Below are 19,113 nucleotides of genomic sequence, written 5' to 3'. Positions count from 1 at the left end.
TATGAAACAACGAACCTATATTTTCCTATTGTTCTCCATCCTGCTGTCCGCAAACGGGTATGCACAGAAAGGCATCATGCATCTGAGTCAGCAGCCACTGATGCACGAAGTCCGCGAAACGCCTTCTCCACTGGATGGACAGCATATTGCAGTCAACCCGCCGCGTTTCATGTGGCCGGATAAGTTTCCTCATCTCGGCGCTGTTCTCGACGGTGTGGAAGAAGAGGATTACAAACCGGACGTGACCTACCGTATCCGCATTGCACGCGATCCGGAGTTCAAGTCAGAGGTAATCACTGCGGAAAGGAAGTGGGCTTTCTTCAATCCTTTCAAGCTGTTCGGAAAGGGGAAATGGTATTGGCAACACGCCTATGTGGACAAGAGCGGAAAGGAAGAATGGTCACCCGTTTACCATTTTTATGTAGACGACCAGACACGCACGTTCAATCCGCCTTCACTACAAGAAGTATTGGCTAAATTACCTAAGACCCATCCCCGCATCCTGCTCGATGCCAACGCCTGGGACAACATCATCGAACGGAACAAGAATAATCCTGAGGCACAAGCATATATCACGAAAGCCAATAAATGCCTGAATCATCCTTTGAAGCATTTGGAAGAAGAGATTGATACGACACAAGTTGTCAAACTGACCAATATTGTGCAGTATCGTTCCGCCCTGATCCGTGAAAGCCGGAAGATTGTAGACCGTGAAGAAGCGAATATCGAAGCGATGGTACGCGCCTATTTGCTGACTAAAGATGAAGTGTATTATAAAGAAGGCATCAAACGCCTTTCCGAAATTCTTTCCTGGAAAAACAGTAAATATTTTGCAGGAGACTTCAATCGTTCCACCATCCTGTCCATGAGCACTTCGGCTTATGACGCATGGTATAACCTGCTGACACCGGAAGAAAAGAAGTTGCTTTTAGGAACTATCCGTGACAACGGCAAGAAATTCTATCACGAATACGTCAACCATCTTGAAAATCGTATTGCGGACAACCACGTTTGGCAAATGACTTTCCGTATTCTGAATATGGCAGCCTTTGCTACGTATGGCGAACTTCCGATGTCTTCTACTTGGGTAGACTATTGCTACAACGAATGGGTATCCCGTCTGCCGGGACTGAATACCGATGGCGGATGGCACAACGGTGATTCTTATTTCCATGTCAATCTCCGTACATTGATCGAAGTCCCCGCTTTCTACTCCCGTATCAGCGGATTCGACTTCTTTGCCGACCCTTGGTATAATAATAACGCGCTTTACGTTATTTACCAGCAACCGCCATTCTCGAAATCTGCCGGACAGGGTAATTCGCACGAGACAAAGATGAAACCGAACGGTACACGTGTAGGTTATGCAGATGCATTGGCACGCGAATGTAACAACCCTTGGGCAGCCGCTTATGCACGCACGATATTGGAGAAAGAACCGGATATTATGAAGAAAACATTCTTAGGGAAATCCGGTGACTTGACTTGGTATCGTTGTACGACAAGGAAATCCCTACCGAAAGAGGAACACTCACTGGCAGAACTTCCTATGACAAAGGTATTCAACGAAACAGGAATTGCAACGATGCATACTTCTTTGGGAGACATAGATAAGAACGCAATGCTTTCATTTCGTTCCAGTCCTTATGGTTCTACTTCTCATGCACTTGCCAATCAGAATGCTTTCAACACATTCTATGGTGGCAAAGCTATTTTCTACAGTAGCGGACACCGTACGGGATTCACAGACGACCATTGCATGTATTCGTACCGTAATACACGTGCGCATAATAGCATTTTAGTCAACGGGATGACACAAAAGATAGGCACGGAAGGATACGGATGGATTCCACGTTGGTATGAAGGGGAAAAGATTTCGTATATGGTTGGCGATGCTTCCAATGCTTATGGCAAAGTGACTTCTCCCCTATGGCTGAAACGCGGTGAATTGTCCGGCACTCAATACACGCCTGAAAAAGGATGGGACGAGAACAAAGTAGATATGTTCCGTCGCCACATCATTCAATTGGGAACTACCGGAGTGTACGTGATCTATGATGAACTGGAAGGAAAAGAAGCCGTTACCTGGAGTTACCTTCTGCATACGGTAGAACTCCCTATGGAAATGCAGGAAATGCCCGATGAAGTGAAAATCACCGGAAAGAACAAGGTCGGCGGCACTTCCGTTGCCCATTTATTCAGTTCGGCCAAAACAGAACAAGTCATCGTGGATACTTTCTTCTGCGCCCCGACCAACTGGAAAAATGTGACGAATGCTCAGGGAAAGGCTCTGAAATATCCCAATCACTGGCATTTCTCCTCTACAACGGTTCCTTGCAAGACTGCCCGTTTCTTAACGGTTATGGATACACATGGAAACAACCGTTCGGACATGGAAGTGATTCGTAAAGGTAATACCATACAAGTAGGTGACTGGATTATCATATGCAACCTGACAGATAAAGGAAAAGCCGCTATCAGTGTCACCAATAAAGCTGAAAAGGTTTCCTTGAATTATGACGCAGGCAAAAAGGAAGGTGCAACGGTTGTTACTGACCAAGTGAAAGGCAAGCAAATCAGCAAAGTGCTGACAGACTATTTGCCTGATTTTGAGATATAATCAATATCCTTTATATCAAAGATTGTCCCATTCCCCTTTTGACAATAAAAGAAGAATGGGACAATTTTATAGAACTACGAATTTATAAATCGTAAATAGACAATCTCGGATATTTTGAATAAAGTCCGGTATTCTGCAACTCTTCCTTTTCAGGAATACGGAACAGGTAATATTTACTATTCGGGGCAAAGGAAGTTTTATCAGGAAAACTAATAATCGTATGCCCTTTGACGGCTATTTCTTTGTCGCCCACAGTAATCTTTCCATCATACTCCTTACGTTCCACAGATTGCTGGTTACGGATGAGGTCAGTCAAAGCGAAACCTTCTCCCCACAATTCTTTACGACGCTCCTTCCATATTTCCTGTATCAATACATCACCGGTTTCCGTAACCGCCGCTGTCGTTTTGCCTTCCTTCATACGAGCATTGCGCAAAGTATACAATAATTGTTGTGCTTCGCTCTCCTTTCCAGCCAAATGAGCAGCCGCTTCAGCTTTAATCAGATACATTTCCGAGGTACGCATCATCACTAAATCCGCCAACATATTGTCGAGATCTTTAAATATGAATTTCTTATTTACCATAGCCCAGTCTCCACTAGCAGTTTGTCCCCAATCGAACAAGTCTTTACGATAGTCTCCGTCTTCAAACATTTCTTTGAAATTAGGATCCGTATTGAGGCTCGTATAATAACTACCAGGGATAGAAGTACAATCTTTGAAATGAAACAGGTAGCATGGCATATTATCCTCAATCGTACATGACAAACTCCACATCCATTCCTCATTCGTATAATCATTGAAACCGCTCTTGTATTGGCTTTCATTCATTAAGAAAGAATTGATTTTCAAAGCATCCGACGCATAATCATACGCTTTCTGCCAGTTACGGGCATACAGATGAGTACGTGCCAGCAAACCCAACACCACAGGATAATCAATTTGATATTGCGCATTGGCAATATTCCCGTGTGAGTAATTTTCCGGGATAAGCAACAAGGCATCTTCCAAATCACTCAAAGCTTGAGCAAAGACTTCAGATACACTGGAAGCCGGTTTTCCAGTCAAGGCTACTTCGTTATCCGTCGGTTCGGTATATATTGGCACACAAACGGCATTCGGGTCTTTATCAATGGCAAAAGAATAATGCGTGGCCAAAATCATATATGCATAACCACGTGTAGCGAATGCCTGTCCCTTGATTCGGGCTTTATCCTCTTTAGTGCCTGCCACATCGTCTATATACTTCAATATGCCGTTACAATTATTAATCGGATCATACATCAAATCCCAAAGCACACCATTATACTCACCGCGTGCATATCCGTTTGTCAGGTTATAACTTCCAGAGAAACCGTAACTTCTTGTTCTGACAACATCCGAACCGGCAAAGTCATCATTCAGCATTATGGAGCCCATACCAATAGATGCATAAGTGGAACCAGAATTGAAAATATAGTTCCACGCACCTCGCAGCACACGTTCGGCATTCTTCGTATCTTTATATACATTCGGAGCGTCTAATGAAGTGGTAGGGGTAGTATCCAAATCACATGATACCACTGCACATACCAGCAAAACAACCCCACACACATTTTTAAGATTTATCTTCATTGTTGTATTCTTTTTTTAGAGTTTGACATTGATACCAAATGAAATTGTCTTCATAGCCGGATAGCGGAAAGAAGCCATACCACTGACCGGTTGCTCCGGATCAAGCCCCTGTTGCTTGCTGAATGTCAGCATATTTTCACCTTGCACAAACACGCTTGCATCTTTCAATGTCAATGGGTGCAACCATTTCTTCGGTAAATTATAGTTGAGTGTCATTGTTTTTAAACGAAGGAAAGAACGGTCTACCAGCCAACGTGTAGATGAAGCAGTAAACTTGCTTGTACCATCCTGTGTCAAACGGGGAACATCCGTATTTGTATTTTCCGGTGTCCAGCGGTTCAGAAGTTCTTTACTCATACTATCGCCATTACCACCGTTTACCCTCATCAGCATAGTAACATCATTATTATAAATTTTGCCGCCAATACCATAAGAAAACAACATTGACAATGATAGGTCTTTCCATGTAAGGTCTGACTGGAAACCTCCACTCAATTTCGGCAAAGAGCTACCCGCTTTTACTTTCTTATCGGAAGTCAGAGCCGAATAGTCATCGGTCAAATGTCTCGTACCGTCAGCGTCATAATAGGCCCATTGTGCATTGCCAGTCTCGGGATCTACGCCACCCCACTCGTACAGCCAAAAGTCATATAATGAACCGCCTTGTACCCATTTCTTACTACCTTGCCACATCACTTCCGTAGGCAACTGCACTATTTTGTTTTTATATGTCGTCATATTTACCGACAATCGCCATGTCCAGTCACGAGTCAATACAGGTGTAGCATTCACCGTAAATTCCCAACCGTAGTTTTTCAATTTGCCAATGTTAGCATCCATAGAACTGAAACCGGTAGAAAGAACTAAATCACGGCTGAACAGCAAATTTTTGGATGCGCGGTTAAAGTATTCAATCGTACCGTTGATACGGTTATTCAAGAAACCGAAGTCCAAACCGATATTGAAGTTCAAGTTCGTTTCCCACGATAATTCGGGAGTTGCCAGACGGGAAGCGTGAAGAGTGGTCTCACCCAGGAAACTACCGATATCATATAATTCCTGATAAGCATAATATCCTACATTATCATTGCCCTGAGCCCCATAACTGGCACGGAGACTTAGGTTTGACAACCATTTGTCGGCAACACTTTTCATAAAAGACTCCTGATGGATTTTCCAGGAAGCGCCAAATGACCAGAATGTTCCCCAGCGATTATCGGGCTGAAAACGTGATGATCCGTCAGTACGCATAGATGCCGACAAGAAATAACGCTGGTTGAAAGAATATTCGGCACTCCCGAAATAACTCATCAACTTATACTGATCGCTGTTGCCACTGAAACCTGTCAATGTAGAAGCTGCATCCGGCTCAAAAAAGCCATCAGTTATGACACCGGTACGTGAACCGCCAAAGTTGGAAGTATTGTATTCATAATACTCTTGTCCCGCCATCAAATGGACACTGTGGACATCTTTAAAAATATGCGTCCAGTTCACCACGTTATTGAAAGTCATACCCGTAGTGCGGTAATTGCGCTTGCTAACCGAACCAACCAACGGTTCTTTTCCATAAGTAGGATTCGAGTAATCGTGCGAAAACTTACTGTTGTAATCTATACTCAAAGAGGTTTTGTAAGTTAGACCTTTAATCGGGGTAATCTGCAAATATCCACGTACTGAAGCCGCATCTCGCTTTATCTCATTTTTGTCATAAGGCATGGATTGAGCAAAATTATAACCGATATAGGAACTTTTGCGATAATTACCGTAATCATAGATTTTATTTCCAGCATCATCGCGCAAGTACTCACCTGTATCAAGATTCCGCTCGTAAACCGGATAAAAAGAAGGTAATGAACGTGCAGCCAATACGATGTTACCAATTGCGGTATCATTCTGCTTCGGATAATCCTGAACAGAATGAGTGCCCGAAACATTCAAGCCGACTTGTAGCCAGTCACGCAAATCGGAAGTGATATTGGAACGTAGTGTATAACGCTTGAAACCTGAACAGATATATGCGCCCTGATCGTTCAGATAACCCAGCGAGAAGTAATATTTCGTTTTCTTACTTCCACCTGAGATTCGGGCACTCAAATCCGTATAGTGCGCATCTTGCGTCAAAGCATCCTCCCAACTGTCATCCCACAAGGGTGTAGCTCCTGCCACCAATTTACCATCTACGCCAACCGGCTGGCCATATTTGCTTCCATAAGGATTAATACCAATAGTAGATATCAACTCGGATGAAGATCTCTGCGCAGCATCTTCTGCCGAATGACCGTCATCCATATATTTATTGCGCATAGCTTCCCATTGCAGCATAAAATAATCATTGGTACCTAACTGGTCGTAGTCTCTTACCGCACGGCTTGAAAAACCGTACTTGGCAGACAACTCAATAACCGGAGCAGAGTCAACGCCCTGTTTGGTGGTAATCATAATTACACCGTTTGCAGCACGTGAACCGTACAACGTAGCAGCGGCAGCATCTTTCAACACAGTGATAGAAGCAATATCCTGTGAAGAGATGGAAGACAAAGCGCCGTCATAAGGAACACCGTCTACTACGTAAAGCGGATTGGTAGACGCATTGACCGACCCGATGCCACGAATATAAATACTGGCGTCTTCTCCGGGTTGTCCGCTCGTTGAGAATGATTGTAAGCCTGCCACACTGCCCTGCAATGCTTTCGAGACACTACTTACTTGTGACGAGGCAATCAACTTTTTATCAACGACTCCTGCAGAACCGGTGAAAGTGGATTTTTTAACTGTGCCATAAGGTACAGTAATGACTACCTCATCAACAGCCAGAGATGTTTCTTTCATCCCTACATTGATAGTTGTACGTCCTTTCACCGGAACTTCCATCGTTTCATAGCCGATATACGAAAAGACAAGAGTTCCTTTTCCGGATACTTTTAACAAATAATTGCCATCAATTGAGGTAATCGTACCTTGTTGCCCATTACTGCCTTTCACAACAATGGTCACACCTGCCATTCCCTCTCCGTGAGCAGTAACCTTTCCTCTTACTGTGACATCTTGCGCATAAATAGCCATACACAAGAATAACGCACAAAAAGTTCCGATAACTTTAATAGGAACAGCATTCAAACAATAAAATAAAGAATTGGGAGCTTTGTAATTCATCTGCGTGTTATTTGTAGCTTATAGCCTCCCCGGATTGAGCGGTAAATAAAAAAAGGCATGGGAGTCTGTACTTTTGCTTATCCCGAACTCAGGCTCTCGCATTGCCCATCTACAAGGATAAACAACGCCAGCTAGCCCACGCCAAGATGAGATATACAGAACACTACACAAAGCATAGTGTTTGATAAAACATCCTCAGTGGACGCTTTCCGTTGCCTTATCTTCTTGTAGATTTCAAATTTGCGAGATTTGAGTTCAGAAGATAACGTTTGGTAAACGCCTTTCTTAAATAAAAAAAATATCCCACCGCCCCCGCTGGGGCTAGCTGGATGCTGCAAATATAGAGAGTTAAATTAAGACAGACAAACTTTATTTCACTTTTCTTATTTCTTTTCTGTCAGGCAACTTTTCCCAATACCTTATATATAAATAGAACAAAAAAACAGGAGAGCTTATTATCACTCTCCTGTTTCATTATGAAAATCACGTAAACCGACCGGATCTTCGTCATCATCGCCACAAGAACATACACTAAACGATAACAGCACTACTGCCATACATACAGCCATTTTTCATAAAATTTGCTTCATAATACATTCATTTTACTAATTGTACATACTAAATAGTCATTCATTCTCAACATTCATTCAAGAAAACCTCATTCATAAACTAAGTTAATATCATTAGTCACAAAATCAATCTCCCAATGAGTGCCTTCTCCACTCTCCCACTGATAATACTCCGCCATACGATTCCACCAGTCCTGAAACTTGGCTCCAGTCTCGCCCAAGTCCTTCACTAATTTTTCATATAAAGCATCATTATCAGCAGATACAATTTTAGCCAATTCATTCAAGCCATTCTGACGTTCAAAGAGCTGTTGAATTTCACTCTTCTCTTCCTCCGTCACTTTTCCAACTACTTTTTTCATTTCTTTCTTATATCAAAAGGATCCAGATACGTTATTTCTTTTATTTCCACATTATTCATGTAAGTACTCCCTGATTGGCGGATAACAGCCAATAATGCACGTGCCTCATTTCGTTCCAGATGCGAAACAACACATTGTTCATGCGAAGGAGTATTTACTTCCAACGTAGTTTTCCTGTTTAGATAAATACAACGTTTACACTGATAAGCATCACAGATACGGCACAGAGGAGCATAATCCAAACGATAAAGTTGTGCATTCTTGATGTCAAGACCTTTTTCCAAATCTCCTATGGCAGCTACTTCACCTTCCAGATAAAAAGCCGGACAAACATAAAACTTCCCATCAGGTGCCAATGTTATGCTTTCCCATCCGGCATTGCAATTATTCATCCTGTCTAACATGATACGGTCAGTCAGCAAATTAAATTGCGGATTCTCTCCTTGAGCATAAGATGATGCAATCATCTTCGAAATGGCCTGCAATACTTGCTTGTAAATAGTAAAGTCGGAATCTGTAAAGTCTGCTATATCAGTAAATATGATATTTAAACGATATATCCTTGGTAGAATACAATCTAAAGACAAATACTTATCAAAGAAATCCTTTTTTGATGTTCGAAGCACATAAGTTTGACCTAGAGCAAACTGATAACTTAAAAATGTGCTCCAATCATTGAAAACAACCACATCTGCTTCTTCCTGACAACCGACGGGGACAATCTTGCTATGGTCAATAGATTCGATAGTTTCCTTATATTCATCAGGAAGTTCATAATCGGGATACACAAACTGAATCGACAGGTTTTCTTTCATAGCAAAAAATATACCTGCTTTTAAATCATCCAAAACTATCAGCCTACGTGCCTTATCATTATTTTCATAATAACAAAAAGACGTACTTGTATCGTCTAATTGTATAATCAGATATTGAATCATAGCGTTAACAAATTACACTGTTTGACTTCTTTTGCTTCTTCTCAAACTCATCACATTCACCTTCCAATTCCAGCTTACGGAAAAGTTTGTTCCAGTAATAGTTATTGGCATGAACGCGCGCCTTGTGCATTTTGCAGATAGCAGTACTCCGCTGATAAATGGTTGGAGTGTCAGCAGCATCGTAGTTCTCACCTTGACACCATGCACAGCCACTAGCTACCTCACAATCAATACATTCTTTCGCACTCTGCGTACAACGGTCAAGAGTTAAGAATGGACGAAGCTTGTTTTTGTCAATGCCGTCATGAATATTTCCGATAATCCATGCTTTCTTACTACGCAAAGAGTATTGGGCAAAACGAGTACAAGGATAGAAATTACCTGCTGCATCCACGGCAAGCATCATACCGGCTCCACACCAATTCTGATTATCCAATACACAATCCATAGGTTTGCCTATATGCTCTGTAAAAAACGAACAAGTGTAATCCTGATAATATCCTCCATCTATGATAGCATCGGCCAGTTGTATAAGCTGTTCCTCAAAAAGAGCCTCATCTCCTTGTTTCCAGACAGGCTCAAAAACACAGTTTATATTAACCTCGTGTATGCCAATACTATACAGGTGGAGAACACTTTCTTTAATATAAGGAATATCCGCACTACTGATAGTCACTTTCGTTCCTGCATTTGGAAATTGTTCCAGCCATAACGGTATATTACGTACCACATCTTTGTAAGAACCTTTATCCGTAATTTTATACACACGGTTCAGGTCATGCTTCATCTCCGTACCGTCTATAGTGATGCCGATACTTAAATGCCCTCTATTCTTCTTGATAAAATTCTGCACTTTCACTTCATGGTAATTAATGCCATTAGTAGAGAATGAGAAACGATAGGAGTTGAACCAATGATGGTTTCGCCGGAACAGTTCCACCTTAATATAATCGCATATCCTATCTATCAAATCTATTTCCAAAAAGGGTTCTCCTCCGATAAAATCCCAGACAACGGATTCTTCCCGGAATTCTTCTTCCCGTTCCAAAATATAGTCAACAGCCTGCCTGGCTATCTCCCAAGGCATACGTTCTTTCGTATTCTTACCAACGAGGTAGCAATATTTACAAGCAAGCTGGCAGTCTTTTGTGACAATGAATGTGATGTTCTTCGTCCTTCCAAACTGCCAACCTGCATCTTGTTTTTTTATTTCCATTTAGCAACTATCATTTACTTGAATTCTTGCATGTACCCGTACAACTGGAATAGCATTCTCCTTTGCAACTATGGTTACAACTGGAAGGAATAGTAAGTGCTTTTCCTTTGCATGTAGTCGCACAAGTTCTCGTACACTGTCCGCTGCAAGTATCCTTACATTTACCACTACAATCAGAGCAGCCACCTCCGATTTCATCCAAAGGCGGTTCATCAATTTCACACGAAGTGAGAATACTTGGTAATGCAGTCAATGCTATTGCCGGAAGTACAAGTCCTGCCGCTTTCTTAAAGAACTGTCTTCTGGAAATTAGTTCGTCGTTGTTATTTTTCTTTTTCATAAATATAATCCTTTAAATATTAGAAATAAAAACCTGTCTTTACATAAAAATGAGAAGAACCTTTATCGTTCCCGAACTTCTGCAAGCCGCAACTAAGAGTGAACTTTTTGTACTTTATTCCCGGTCCGAATTCGCAATAGAAAGAAGTTTTGCCACCAGACGGTTTCAGCGAGTGTCCTGCACCCAATGCCAAATCCACGAATGGTGAAAAGTCAGAGGTCACAGGATAGAAGCCCCGCAAATCGACATACCCCGTCATGGCAAAACGCAAGCCCTGACCTTTATAATAATGCGTCAGCATATGAGCATCTACCCCGAGTGATGTCTGAAGATAATCCCCCCACATGATACCGTGCATCATACCCAGCATGGCACGGGCTGAATAAGTCTTCATACTGTTCACGGTCGAACTTGTTCCATAACCGATATGCATTCCTCCTGCATATTTAGGCGTCCAATCAATTGCATGGCACAACGAAGGGAATAAAGCCAATGCGATGCAAAACAATTTTACATTCCTTTTGAACCAGCCTTGTAAGCCGTTTCTAAGCTTTTGATTCTTTTTCATAAATAATTAAATTAAGTAAATACTAATGTTAGTTCAATGCTATTTGATTTCCCTGATTAACATCCCTTCAAAAAAATCGCCACCACTGATCTTTTTAAAAGTAGTATACTTCAGTTTTGAATTGAGAGTGTGATCTTCTGCAGCCATATACCGGTTATCACAGATTTTACCAGACACAGGTTTTATCACTCCTATCCTTTTATAAACTGTCTTTCCTGTCTGTTCATCCAAGTTTTTCTCTAGTACTTCATACTTTGACTCCTGAGTAACTCCTTCTTTCAATCCTACCTGAGCATAGATTTCTTTCCCGCTTATACCATAAAGAGGAGTCTTAACTTTAAAAACATCAAAATTACGCTGAAGACCTAATACCGACTCGTCCAAAGCACGGCATACCACTTTCCTAATCATATCGCCCGGCTCATAATTACTAGACATAGTCGTTTTATTGGAACGCACAGACTGCTTCCCTATAAATTTTAGTCTGAAAGTTCCATTATCTTTCAGAAATTTTTCCGCTATCACTTTATCAGGACCGTTTAAATAATATTCAGCATAGAATTTATTGGCAACATCATCACTCCATTCCAATTTATAAAGATAAGAATTCACTATTACCTTAAATCCCTTGATGCTTTCCGCCAAAGCAGCAGCATTGTCGCTCATATCTGTAAAGTTTACTCCTGTAGCAATAGTGGCAACACTACCTAATAAGCGTATTCCTACACCAAACGCTTTCGAAGTATTCTCTTTATCTATATAACGGATATCATTCACCATGATAAACGTATTAGCTATTAATTCTTCGCCAGCATCTGAAAGAGCAGCCAGTCCCCTGGCCGTTTTATGTGCCAAGCGCACGTCCAGTTCTGTCGCATTATATTGTCCCCTCTCCGAAATAAGTCTCATATTACATATCCCGGTTTCTTTATCCCGTTCAAACCATTTAGCGACCAGTCTTTTAGCAACCTGATTTTGCTCAAGGAAACGGGTAATCTCTTCTTCTTGCTCTTTATCGTTCGTCGTTTCTACCAGACGCACGTTCAAATTATGATTATCATATTTATCCGGGACAGGCAATTTCAGATACTCTTCCATAATCTCATTACCAAACTTCTTTTCAGTATGCCGTACGAGCATCGAATAAATAGAGCTCCGCCTATATTGAGCAGCCTGTTCATCATTTTTCTCTTGCGCTCCTATTGTAGAGCTAACCAGCATCATGAGGCAACTTACGATGAATATATTTTTTTTCATAACCTACTAATTCTTTATATTGATAAATTAAACTTCTTATTACTGCTTTTTCATTTCACTCAAAAATTCCACAACTCCTCAGGAATAACTTCACTAACTTTAAACCGATTATAATTTACAATATAATATTCCGGATGCTTCATCAGATATTCAATATCGTCAGCAGATACCCTTTTTTGTCCAAACTGTCCGATAGCAACTTGATAGGCAAATAAGGGAGAGACCGGGCAAAAAGGTTCCACAACAACTTGTCCTTTCGTTGATACAGCTCCCCAAAGCGATTCACCAATAAACTTTTCAGGAGCAAAAGCCTTCTCTTTTTCCATTTTCTTCATCGTTTTTTCCCTTATTTTATCAGCATCTACCCCAAGATTGGCAAAGAAGTTGGAATCAATCAGCCCTTTTTGAGCCTCATTCATAATATGTTCTTTCATAATGCCAGCCGCCTTCTTGCAATTATCTTGATTAATCTTTTGAGAAACCACATAAACACTGTGCCGACCATCCAATTGAATAAAATCGAAAGTAGGAGATAATATTTCTTTTTCTTCTGAATTGAGTAATCCGAATTTCCCGCCATCAGCCACTAGCTTATTCCCAAACTCATCATAAAAGTTTGAGATAATCTCATAGACAGGAGCCAACAAGACTTTTTCTCTGACATTTTTAATACCCCACTTTCCGTTTTCCTTATAGTTGAATTTTCCATTATGCATTGACGACACCATTTCATAATTAAAAGATATGACTTCTTTCCCGTCCAATGAGATAAACCCGGCTTTACCGCCTTTCACCGCAGGAAGCATCCCCTCAGAATAGATGCCCAAATAATCCATGTCAGTAGTAAGGGCAATATTATTCTTTCCATCAATAACATACCATTTATTATTTTTGCAAACAGAAGCATATCCACCATTAAAAGCAGATGTTTTAGCATAATCGAAAGGAATCAATACATCACCGGTTTTAGACACATACCCAAAACCGGAGCCATTTTCCGAAGCAATGGTATAATCAGTATAATCCCCCAATATCACATACTTAGGTTCTATCATAACCTTTCCATCCCGTCGTACATAGCCGGATTTATCTCCAATTGTATACCTCTCAATCTCATTGTTAAAATTAAAGTCCAAACTTCCAGCTTCCAGTTTAGTAATCTTACCATTTTCATTATGCAAATAGTAAGTTTTATCAGTACTCATATCCAAAGCAGACGACCAGTTATATTGATTCATAGCAATAGCGCTATAAACGAAGTCTTCCAGCACCATCCCTCTCGTATCCAAGATTCCGAAAAATAATCCTCTTTTTCCGGTTTTACTTTCTTTCTTCTTCAATAGTTTCTGCTGAATAATAATTCCGTTATGAGCATTTTTATTTGTAGTAGAATTCTCACTAATCACCATTCCCTGTTTATTTATATAACTATATTGCGTAGGTCCTGTTCCAACCCATGCCACTCCTTCACTGAATTCTCCGGCAGAACGGTATTTTACCTTGATGACGATACGGCCACCATCATCGACAAATCCCCATTTGCCATTTTCCAACTGTCCGCTTTTACCGATTTTTCCACCTTTGCAGACACGTGCCATGCCATCAATCAATTCACCTACTTCAGTATATTCCGGTTTAATCAACTCTTTTCCATACCTTGAAACCCAACCGTACACTTTTCCTTTCTTCGTTTTAGCGATATTGAATTTATTAAAATACTCTACATCATCATACATCGGTTTTATAAGTATTTCACCATTATCTTTCACATATCCCCATTTACCACCTTCCAAATCCTCTGTTTTTTTATTATATTTAGCTCCGACACAGATTTTGGCCACGCCATCCACAAAATCCTCTATCACCGAATATTGTACTTTAAGCACAACATCTCCCTTTTCATTGATAAATCCGTATTTATCTTTAATGCGCACTTTTGCCAATCCTCCTTCAAAATCCCCGATTTCATCATATTTAGGCTTCACAACAAATTTACCTTTTATATCAACAAGACCAACTCTACCTTTTTTATCACGTTGTAGAGTTAAATCTTGAGCAAATAAAGTACCCATTCCACCTATAATGATGAAAGCAATCAAACTAATCAATATACGATTCTTCATTTTGTCACAAATATTTAGTTCATAATCTCCTTTTTATTTTATCACATTTATCTCCGTCTGCCTTCCTTTTCCATAGGCCATTCCTATTTCCTTAGCAGCATTTATTTGTTCTTTTATCAAGTCAACGTTATCGTCATAAACCTTCATCTCATGCTGTACTTCTACTTTCACCCTATCTTTAATTTCCGCATATAGCTTTTCGCCACCAGCATAAGCCGAAGACTTCGGGTCAATCAACGACAACCAATAACAAGCCTCCTCTGCAGCGACTCCGGTTTGGTCGACAGTCCATATTCTGCGTGCTTCCTTCAGAAATTTTTCACCGACTTTATCCCGTGCTTTCGGATAAATGGATATAATTTCACGTGTCACTTCATCATATTTATCACAACATTCGGGAACAGATGCCAGCAGATTGAATGCTTCTTCATGTTTGTCAAGATTAGCCAACCGATGAGCCTTAGCCACAATTTGCGTTGCGTGTTCATTGTAATACGCCAGAATCTTACTCTTTGCCCCTTTTATAAAATCAATCAGATTTTTATTTTGGAAATTGATGAGTCTCAATGCATTCTGCATAGCCTTCGCTTCTGAGTTACCCGCACCCCTTACATTTACAGTCCGAATTGCCATAGTTTTCATCCCCGCCCTATCAACCAACTTGACAATGACATCATACTGACAAGTAACACTGGCCGGAATAGTTGGTACAATCTCCTTCTGCATACCTGCCACATCAGCAGTCAAAACAAACTGAGTATAAAAGAAGTCAGAAGTAATTCCTTGCGAAACAACCAGTTGTTCCAGTTTAGAGCTCAAATAATTCTTTTGTGCCTCGTCCAATTCTTCAATATGCTCCGGCATCACTACAGTAATAGGAGTATCACATTCTTGCGCAGACATTCCTTTAAAAAACATCAGCGATACGATTAATATACCTATAAATCTTTTCATGCTTCTTCTTTTTTATTTATCACCTATAATCAATTGACATCTTCCCAACCCGTGAGGAATCACCTTACAAGTGAGATTATATGGTGGTTTGCGCAACATCTTCCTCAATTCCTTCACAAAATCTTCCGTATCTATCGCCTTACCATTTTCATTTACCATTGGAATTCGAACCTGATTGAACATGGCAAAATTCTCCGAGCCTTCTGTTTTCAAGAACCGTCCTTTTACACAATGCTTCTCCAGCCATTCTTCAATCACATCAATCAACTCATTTTCACCGTACTCGGTTTCCAAATCAACTCCTGCTCCCGTATCGAACACATTTATATCAATAGAGACCTCTCTACCATTTTCAAACAAATTATCGAAATGCCCCTGCAACTGTGAAGTAAAATTATCCATATTGACAAGAATGGCTTCTTCGACCAATACAGGTATCTCGGCCGAAAAAGAGGGTTGACCTGTTCCTTGCGCACCTGCAACCTGCATATTGGTGTAAGCATCTATCCCGCGCAAATTATAGGTTACCGATTTCTTCGGCCCCAACACATTCACGCTCCAGTCAACTTCCAGAATGATGTCACACTTAGCAGTCCGTTTCAAAATATCAAGTGCCGTCTCCGTCAATACGGCACCCGAATTCTTACTCAAAGTCATGGCATTACGTGCATTTATCATTTCCATATTTTTTATAGAAGCGGAAAGGTCTTTCAAAGGAAAACCTTTGTCAGCCATCAAAATACCAATCTTAGAAATGACATTCATCAAATCCTTATCCTGCGCCAACGCTCTCTTATAGTCAGGAAGCGTTTCACTTCCCAGTTCTGTCGTTCTTTCAAACACATATCCCTTCTCATTACACCAAGGTAAACTGGGCACAACCATTAATTCTGGTTTCTTTGCTTGCCCCAATAAGTTCAGTGAAAAGAAAAGTAAGGTAAAAACATAATATATCCGTTTCATATGCTGATAGTTTATAGTTACATTTTAAAAGCCCGAAGACAATCCTCTGATTATATTATCAGCTTCCAATTGTTTGCGCAACTGATCTTTTGCCACAGAAATCACGGCACCTATTTTATATTGCCGCTTTGTAACTTTGACACGTTCAAACGTGCCTTCTACAATCGTGGCAAAATTCAAATAGGCATTTTTCTTTTCGAAAAACTCATCAAAATATTCCTTGTTTTCTTCCTCAGCAGATAAGCTTTTGGCGAATGGCTTCTGACCGTTACACTTTGTGCTGCCAGTCACCCCCTTAAATATAATTCCATGAACAGCATACTTCCGGAGTGTCTCCGGCTTCAGATTAAGTTTGTTTGCATACACCCAAACTTTTACAAGGTAAGTACCTTCTACTCCATTTCCTTCACAAATGATGTCATACCTCCTATCAATGTTCTGCTTCACATTCTGCCCGTACATTGATATAGACTTAATGAAAAAGAGGCACAGAGCAATAACTATCAAGTAATTACGTCGTTTCATTCCCGCTTTTTGTTTTGTCTGCTTATAGCCTCCCCGGATTGGGCAATAAATAAAAAAAAGGCATGGGAGTCTGTACTGTTGCTTATCTCAGTCTCAGGCTCTCGCATTGCCCGTCTGTAAGGATAAGCAACGCAGCTAGCCCACGCCTAGATGAGATATACAGAACACAATGCATAGCATAATGTTTAATCACACCTATAGTGGACGTTCTCCGTTGCCATATCCCCTTACAGACTTGGAATTTGCGAGATTCGAGACTGAAAGATATGTTTGGTAAACGCCTTTTTTCTAAAAAAATCCCCGCCGCCCCCTCTGGGGCTAGCTGGATGCTGCAAATATAGAGAGTTAAATTAAGACAGGCAAACTTTATTTTAAATATCTTACTTCTTTTCTCTTATCTATCCTTTCCACAACACCTATTATATATATAAATATCCCCAATAATAACCTCCAACGAGTAATAAATGCACTAAGATGGAAAACGTTCAAATGTAGTTTTATTAATAGCCAACTCCAGTCGGCTACTTGGCCAAATGCAGTTGGCTACATGGACAACTACTGTCGGCCAGATGGTCAACTGCATTCGGCCAATATCATGCTGACTATTTCAATCCGGTATTCAGTCATATTCGTTTTCTTATGTCCTCCTATATCACGGAACACCTAAGCTTTGGTTTTCGGAGCTTCTTTATGAGTGTGAACAGTGTGAAGAATGTGAAAGATAAAAAGGAGGACTTTTAATCACAGTAAACATCTGTCATACCACAACTTACGAGTCCGTGAAACTTGTGGAAAGTAAAAAGTGATTTTAAATATCCTACTTCAATGACTCATTCAAACATTAGTTCATATAAATATGTTATATTTGCAGACTAAGAATCAAAAAAAGAACAACAGATGAAATATATCGGAGCACACGTAAGCGCATCCGGCGGTGTAGAATCCGCCCCCGTCAATGCGCACGAAATAGGAGCAAACGCTTTTGCACTATTCACAAAGAACCAGCGCCAATGGGTAAGCAAACCGTTGACAGAAAAAAATATCAGTCTTTTCAAAGAGAATTGTGAGAAGTTCGGTTTTCAGCCGGAGTATATCCTACCTCACGACAGTTACCTTATTAATTTGGGACACCCGGAGGAAGAAGGATTGGCAAAAAGCCGTGCCGCCTTTCTGGACGAGATGCAACGTTGCGAACAACTCGGCTTGAAACTTTTAAATTTTCATCCCGGCAGCTCCCTCAATAAAATATCGATAGAAGATTGCCTGGCACTTATCGCAGAAAGTATCAATATCGCTTTGGAAAAGACTAAAGGAGTCACAGCCGTTATTGAGAACACTGCCGGGCAAGGTAGTAATCTGGGAAGTGAATTCTGGCAACTAAAATATATTATTGACCGGGTGGATGACAAAAGCCGGGTGGGCATCTGCCTTGATACTTGCCATACATATACAGCAGGTTACGATATAGTGAACGATTATGATAAGGTATTCGACGAGTTCGATAAGGAAGTGGGATTCAATTATCTACGTGGCATACATCTGAATGATTCAAAGAAAGCACTGGGAAGCCATGTCGACCGCCATGACAGTATTGGTGAGGGACTGATTGGAAGAGCCTTTTTTGAAAGATTAATGAAAGATCCAAGATTTAACAATATGCCGATAATACTCGAAACTCCGGATGAAAGCAAGTGGGCGGAAGAGATTGCCTGGCTAAGAAGCATCGAGTAAAAGACCGAGAAATACAAGTTATGCAACACATTTGCGAAAAAATCCTCAACTTTATGTTATAATATTGATAATTATATGTATTTTTGTACCCGTAAACCTTTGGACTTCAAAGTACTTACGGGTATTTTTATTGCAAAACAAACATTTTAATAATCGCATAAACAAAAAACAATATA

14 protein-coding genes are annotated in these 19,113 nt (G+C 40.6%); 2 read left to right on the top strand and 12 right to left on the bottom strand.

Annotation, left to right across the window (positions count from 1 at the left end; all coding sequences use genetic code 11):
- Nucleotide 1: 1 nt before the first annotated feature.
- Complete coding sequence (locus ACGHVY_RS03300) at nucleotides 2–2,620, top strand: DUF4962 domain-containing protein (RefSeq protein WP_390597096.1); 2,619 nt, start codon at nucleotides 2–4, stop codon at nucleotides 2,618–2,620.
- Between the two features lie 82 nt (nucleotides 2,621–2,702).
- Here the strand turns inward: ACGHVY_RS03300 and ACGHVY_RS03295 are convergent, their stop codons facing one another.
- The 12 genes from ACGHVY_RS03295 to ACGHVY_RS03240 form a co-directional block, all read right to left on the bottom strand.
- Nucleotides 2,703–4,235, bottom strand: coding sequence for a RagB/SusD family nutrient uptake outer membrane protein (locus ACGHVY_RS03295; protein ID WP_390597094.1), 1,533 nt, complete (start codon nucleotides 4,233–4,235; stop codon nucleotides 2,703–2,705).
- 15 nt (nucleotides 4,236–4,250) lie between these two features.
- The gene (locus ACGHVY_RS03290; protein WP_390597092.1) at nucleotides 4,251–7,391 is read right to left on the bottom strand and encodes a SusC/RagA family TonB-linked outer membrane protein; all 3,141 of its coding nucleotides are present in this window, start codon (nucleotides 7,389–7,391) and stop codon (nucleotides 4,251–4,253) included.
- 658 nt (nucleotides 7,392–8,049) lie between these two features.
- Entirely contained in the window at nucleotides 8,050–8,322 is a 273-nt protein-coding gene (locus ACGHVY_RS03285; protein WP_390597090.1) for a CXXX repeat peptide modification system protein, read from the bottom strand.
- On the bottom strand, nucleotides 8,319–9,260 hold the full coding sequence (locus tag ACGHVY_RS03280; protein WP_390597089.1) for a CXXX repeat peptide maturase: 942 nt from the start codon (nucleotides 9,258–9,260) through the stop codon (nucleotides 8,319–8,321). The genes ACGHVY_RS03285 and ACGHVY_RS03280 overlap by 4 nt, the downstream gene beginning before the upstream one ends.
- A 4-nt stretch (nucleotides 9,261–9,264) precedes the next feature.
- Nucleotides 9,265–10,476, bottom strand: a complete 1,212-nt coding sequence (locus ACGHVY_RS03275) for a radical SAM peptide maturase, CXXX-repeat target family (protein WP_390597088.1) — start codon at nucleotides 10,474–10,476, stop codon at nucleotides 9,265–9,267.
- Nucleotides 10,477–10,486: 10 nt separating this feature from the next.
- The gene (locus tag ACGHVY_RS03270; RefSeq protein ID WP_390597086.1) at nucleotides 10,487–10,816 is read right to left on the bottom strand and encodes a hypothetical protein; all 330 of its coding nucleotides are present in this window, start codon (nucleotides 10,814–10,816) and stop codon (nucleotides 10,487–10,489) included.
- Nucleotides 10,817–10,835: 19 nt separating this feature from the next.
- The gene (locus tag ACGHVY_RS03265; RefSeq protein WP_390597084.1) at nucleotides 10,836–11,384 is read right to left on the bottom strand and encodes a hypothetical protein; all 549 of its coding nucleotides are present in this window, start codon (nucleotides 11,382–11,384) and stop codon (nucleotides 10,836–10,838) included.
- Between the two features lie 39 nt (nucleotides 11,385–11,423).
- Nucleotides 11,424–12,641, bottom strand: a complete 1,218-nt coding sequence (locus tag ACGHVY_RS03260; protein ID WP_390597083.1) for a hypothetical protein — start codon at nucleotides 12,639–12,641, stop codon at nucleotides 11,424–11,426.
- Between the two features lie 59 nt (nucleotides 12,642–12,700).
- Nucleotides 12,701–14,764 (bottom strand): WG repeat-containing protein, encoded by a 2,064-nt coding sequence (locus ACGHVY_RS03255; RefSeq protein WP_390597081.1) that lies wholly within the window; start codon nucleotides 14,762–14,764, stop codon nucleotides 12,701–12,703.
- Between the two features lie 33 nt (nucleotides 14,765–14,797).
- On the bottom strand, nucleotides 14,798–15,718 hold the full coding sequence (locus ACGHVY_RS03250; protein WP_390597080.1) for a hypothetical protein: 921 nt from the start codon (nucleotides 15,716–15,718) through the stop codon (nucleotides 14,798–14,800).
- A gap of 12 nt (nucleotides 15,719–15,730) precedes the next feature.
- Nucleotides 15,731–16,681: a DUF6175 family protein gene (locus ACGHVY_RS03245; RefSeq protein ID WP_390597079.1), complete on the bottom strand. Its 951-nt coding sequence runs from the start codon at nucleotides 16,679–16,681 to the stop codon at nucleotides 15,731–15,733.
- Between the two features lie 24 nt (nucleotides 16,682–16,705).
- Nucleotides 16,706–17,206, bottom strand: a complete 501-nt coding sequence (locus ACGHVY_RS03240; protein WP_390597078.1) for a hypothetical protein — start codon at nucleotides 17,204–17,206, stop codon at nucleotides 16,706–16,708.
- A gap of 897 nt (nucleotides 17,207–18,103) precedes the next feature.
- Here ACGHVY_RS03240 and nfo point away from each other — a divergent pair.
- Nucleotides 18,104–18,937: a deoxyribonuclease IV gene (gene nfo / locus ACGHVY_RS03235; RefSeq protein ID WP_308746750.1), complete on the top strand. Its 834-nt coding sequence runs from the start codon at nucleotides 18,104–18,106 to the stop codon at nucleotides 18,935–18,937.
- Nucleotides 18,938–19,113 lie beyond the last annotated feature (176 nt).

Origin of the sequence: Bacteroides sp. f07 (genome assembly GCF_042854785.1) — a bacterium.
In the GTDB taxonomy this organism is placed as follows: Bacteria; Bacteroidota; Bacteroidia; order Bacteroidales; family Bacteroidaceae; genus Bacteroides.
Note: the sequence above shows the minus strand (reverse complement) of the source record. Positions and strands in the feature narration are given on the sequence as shown.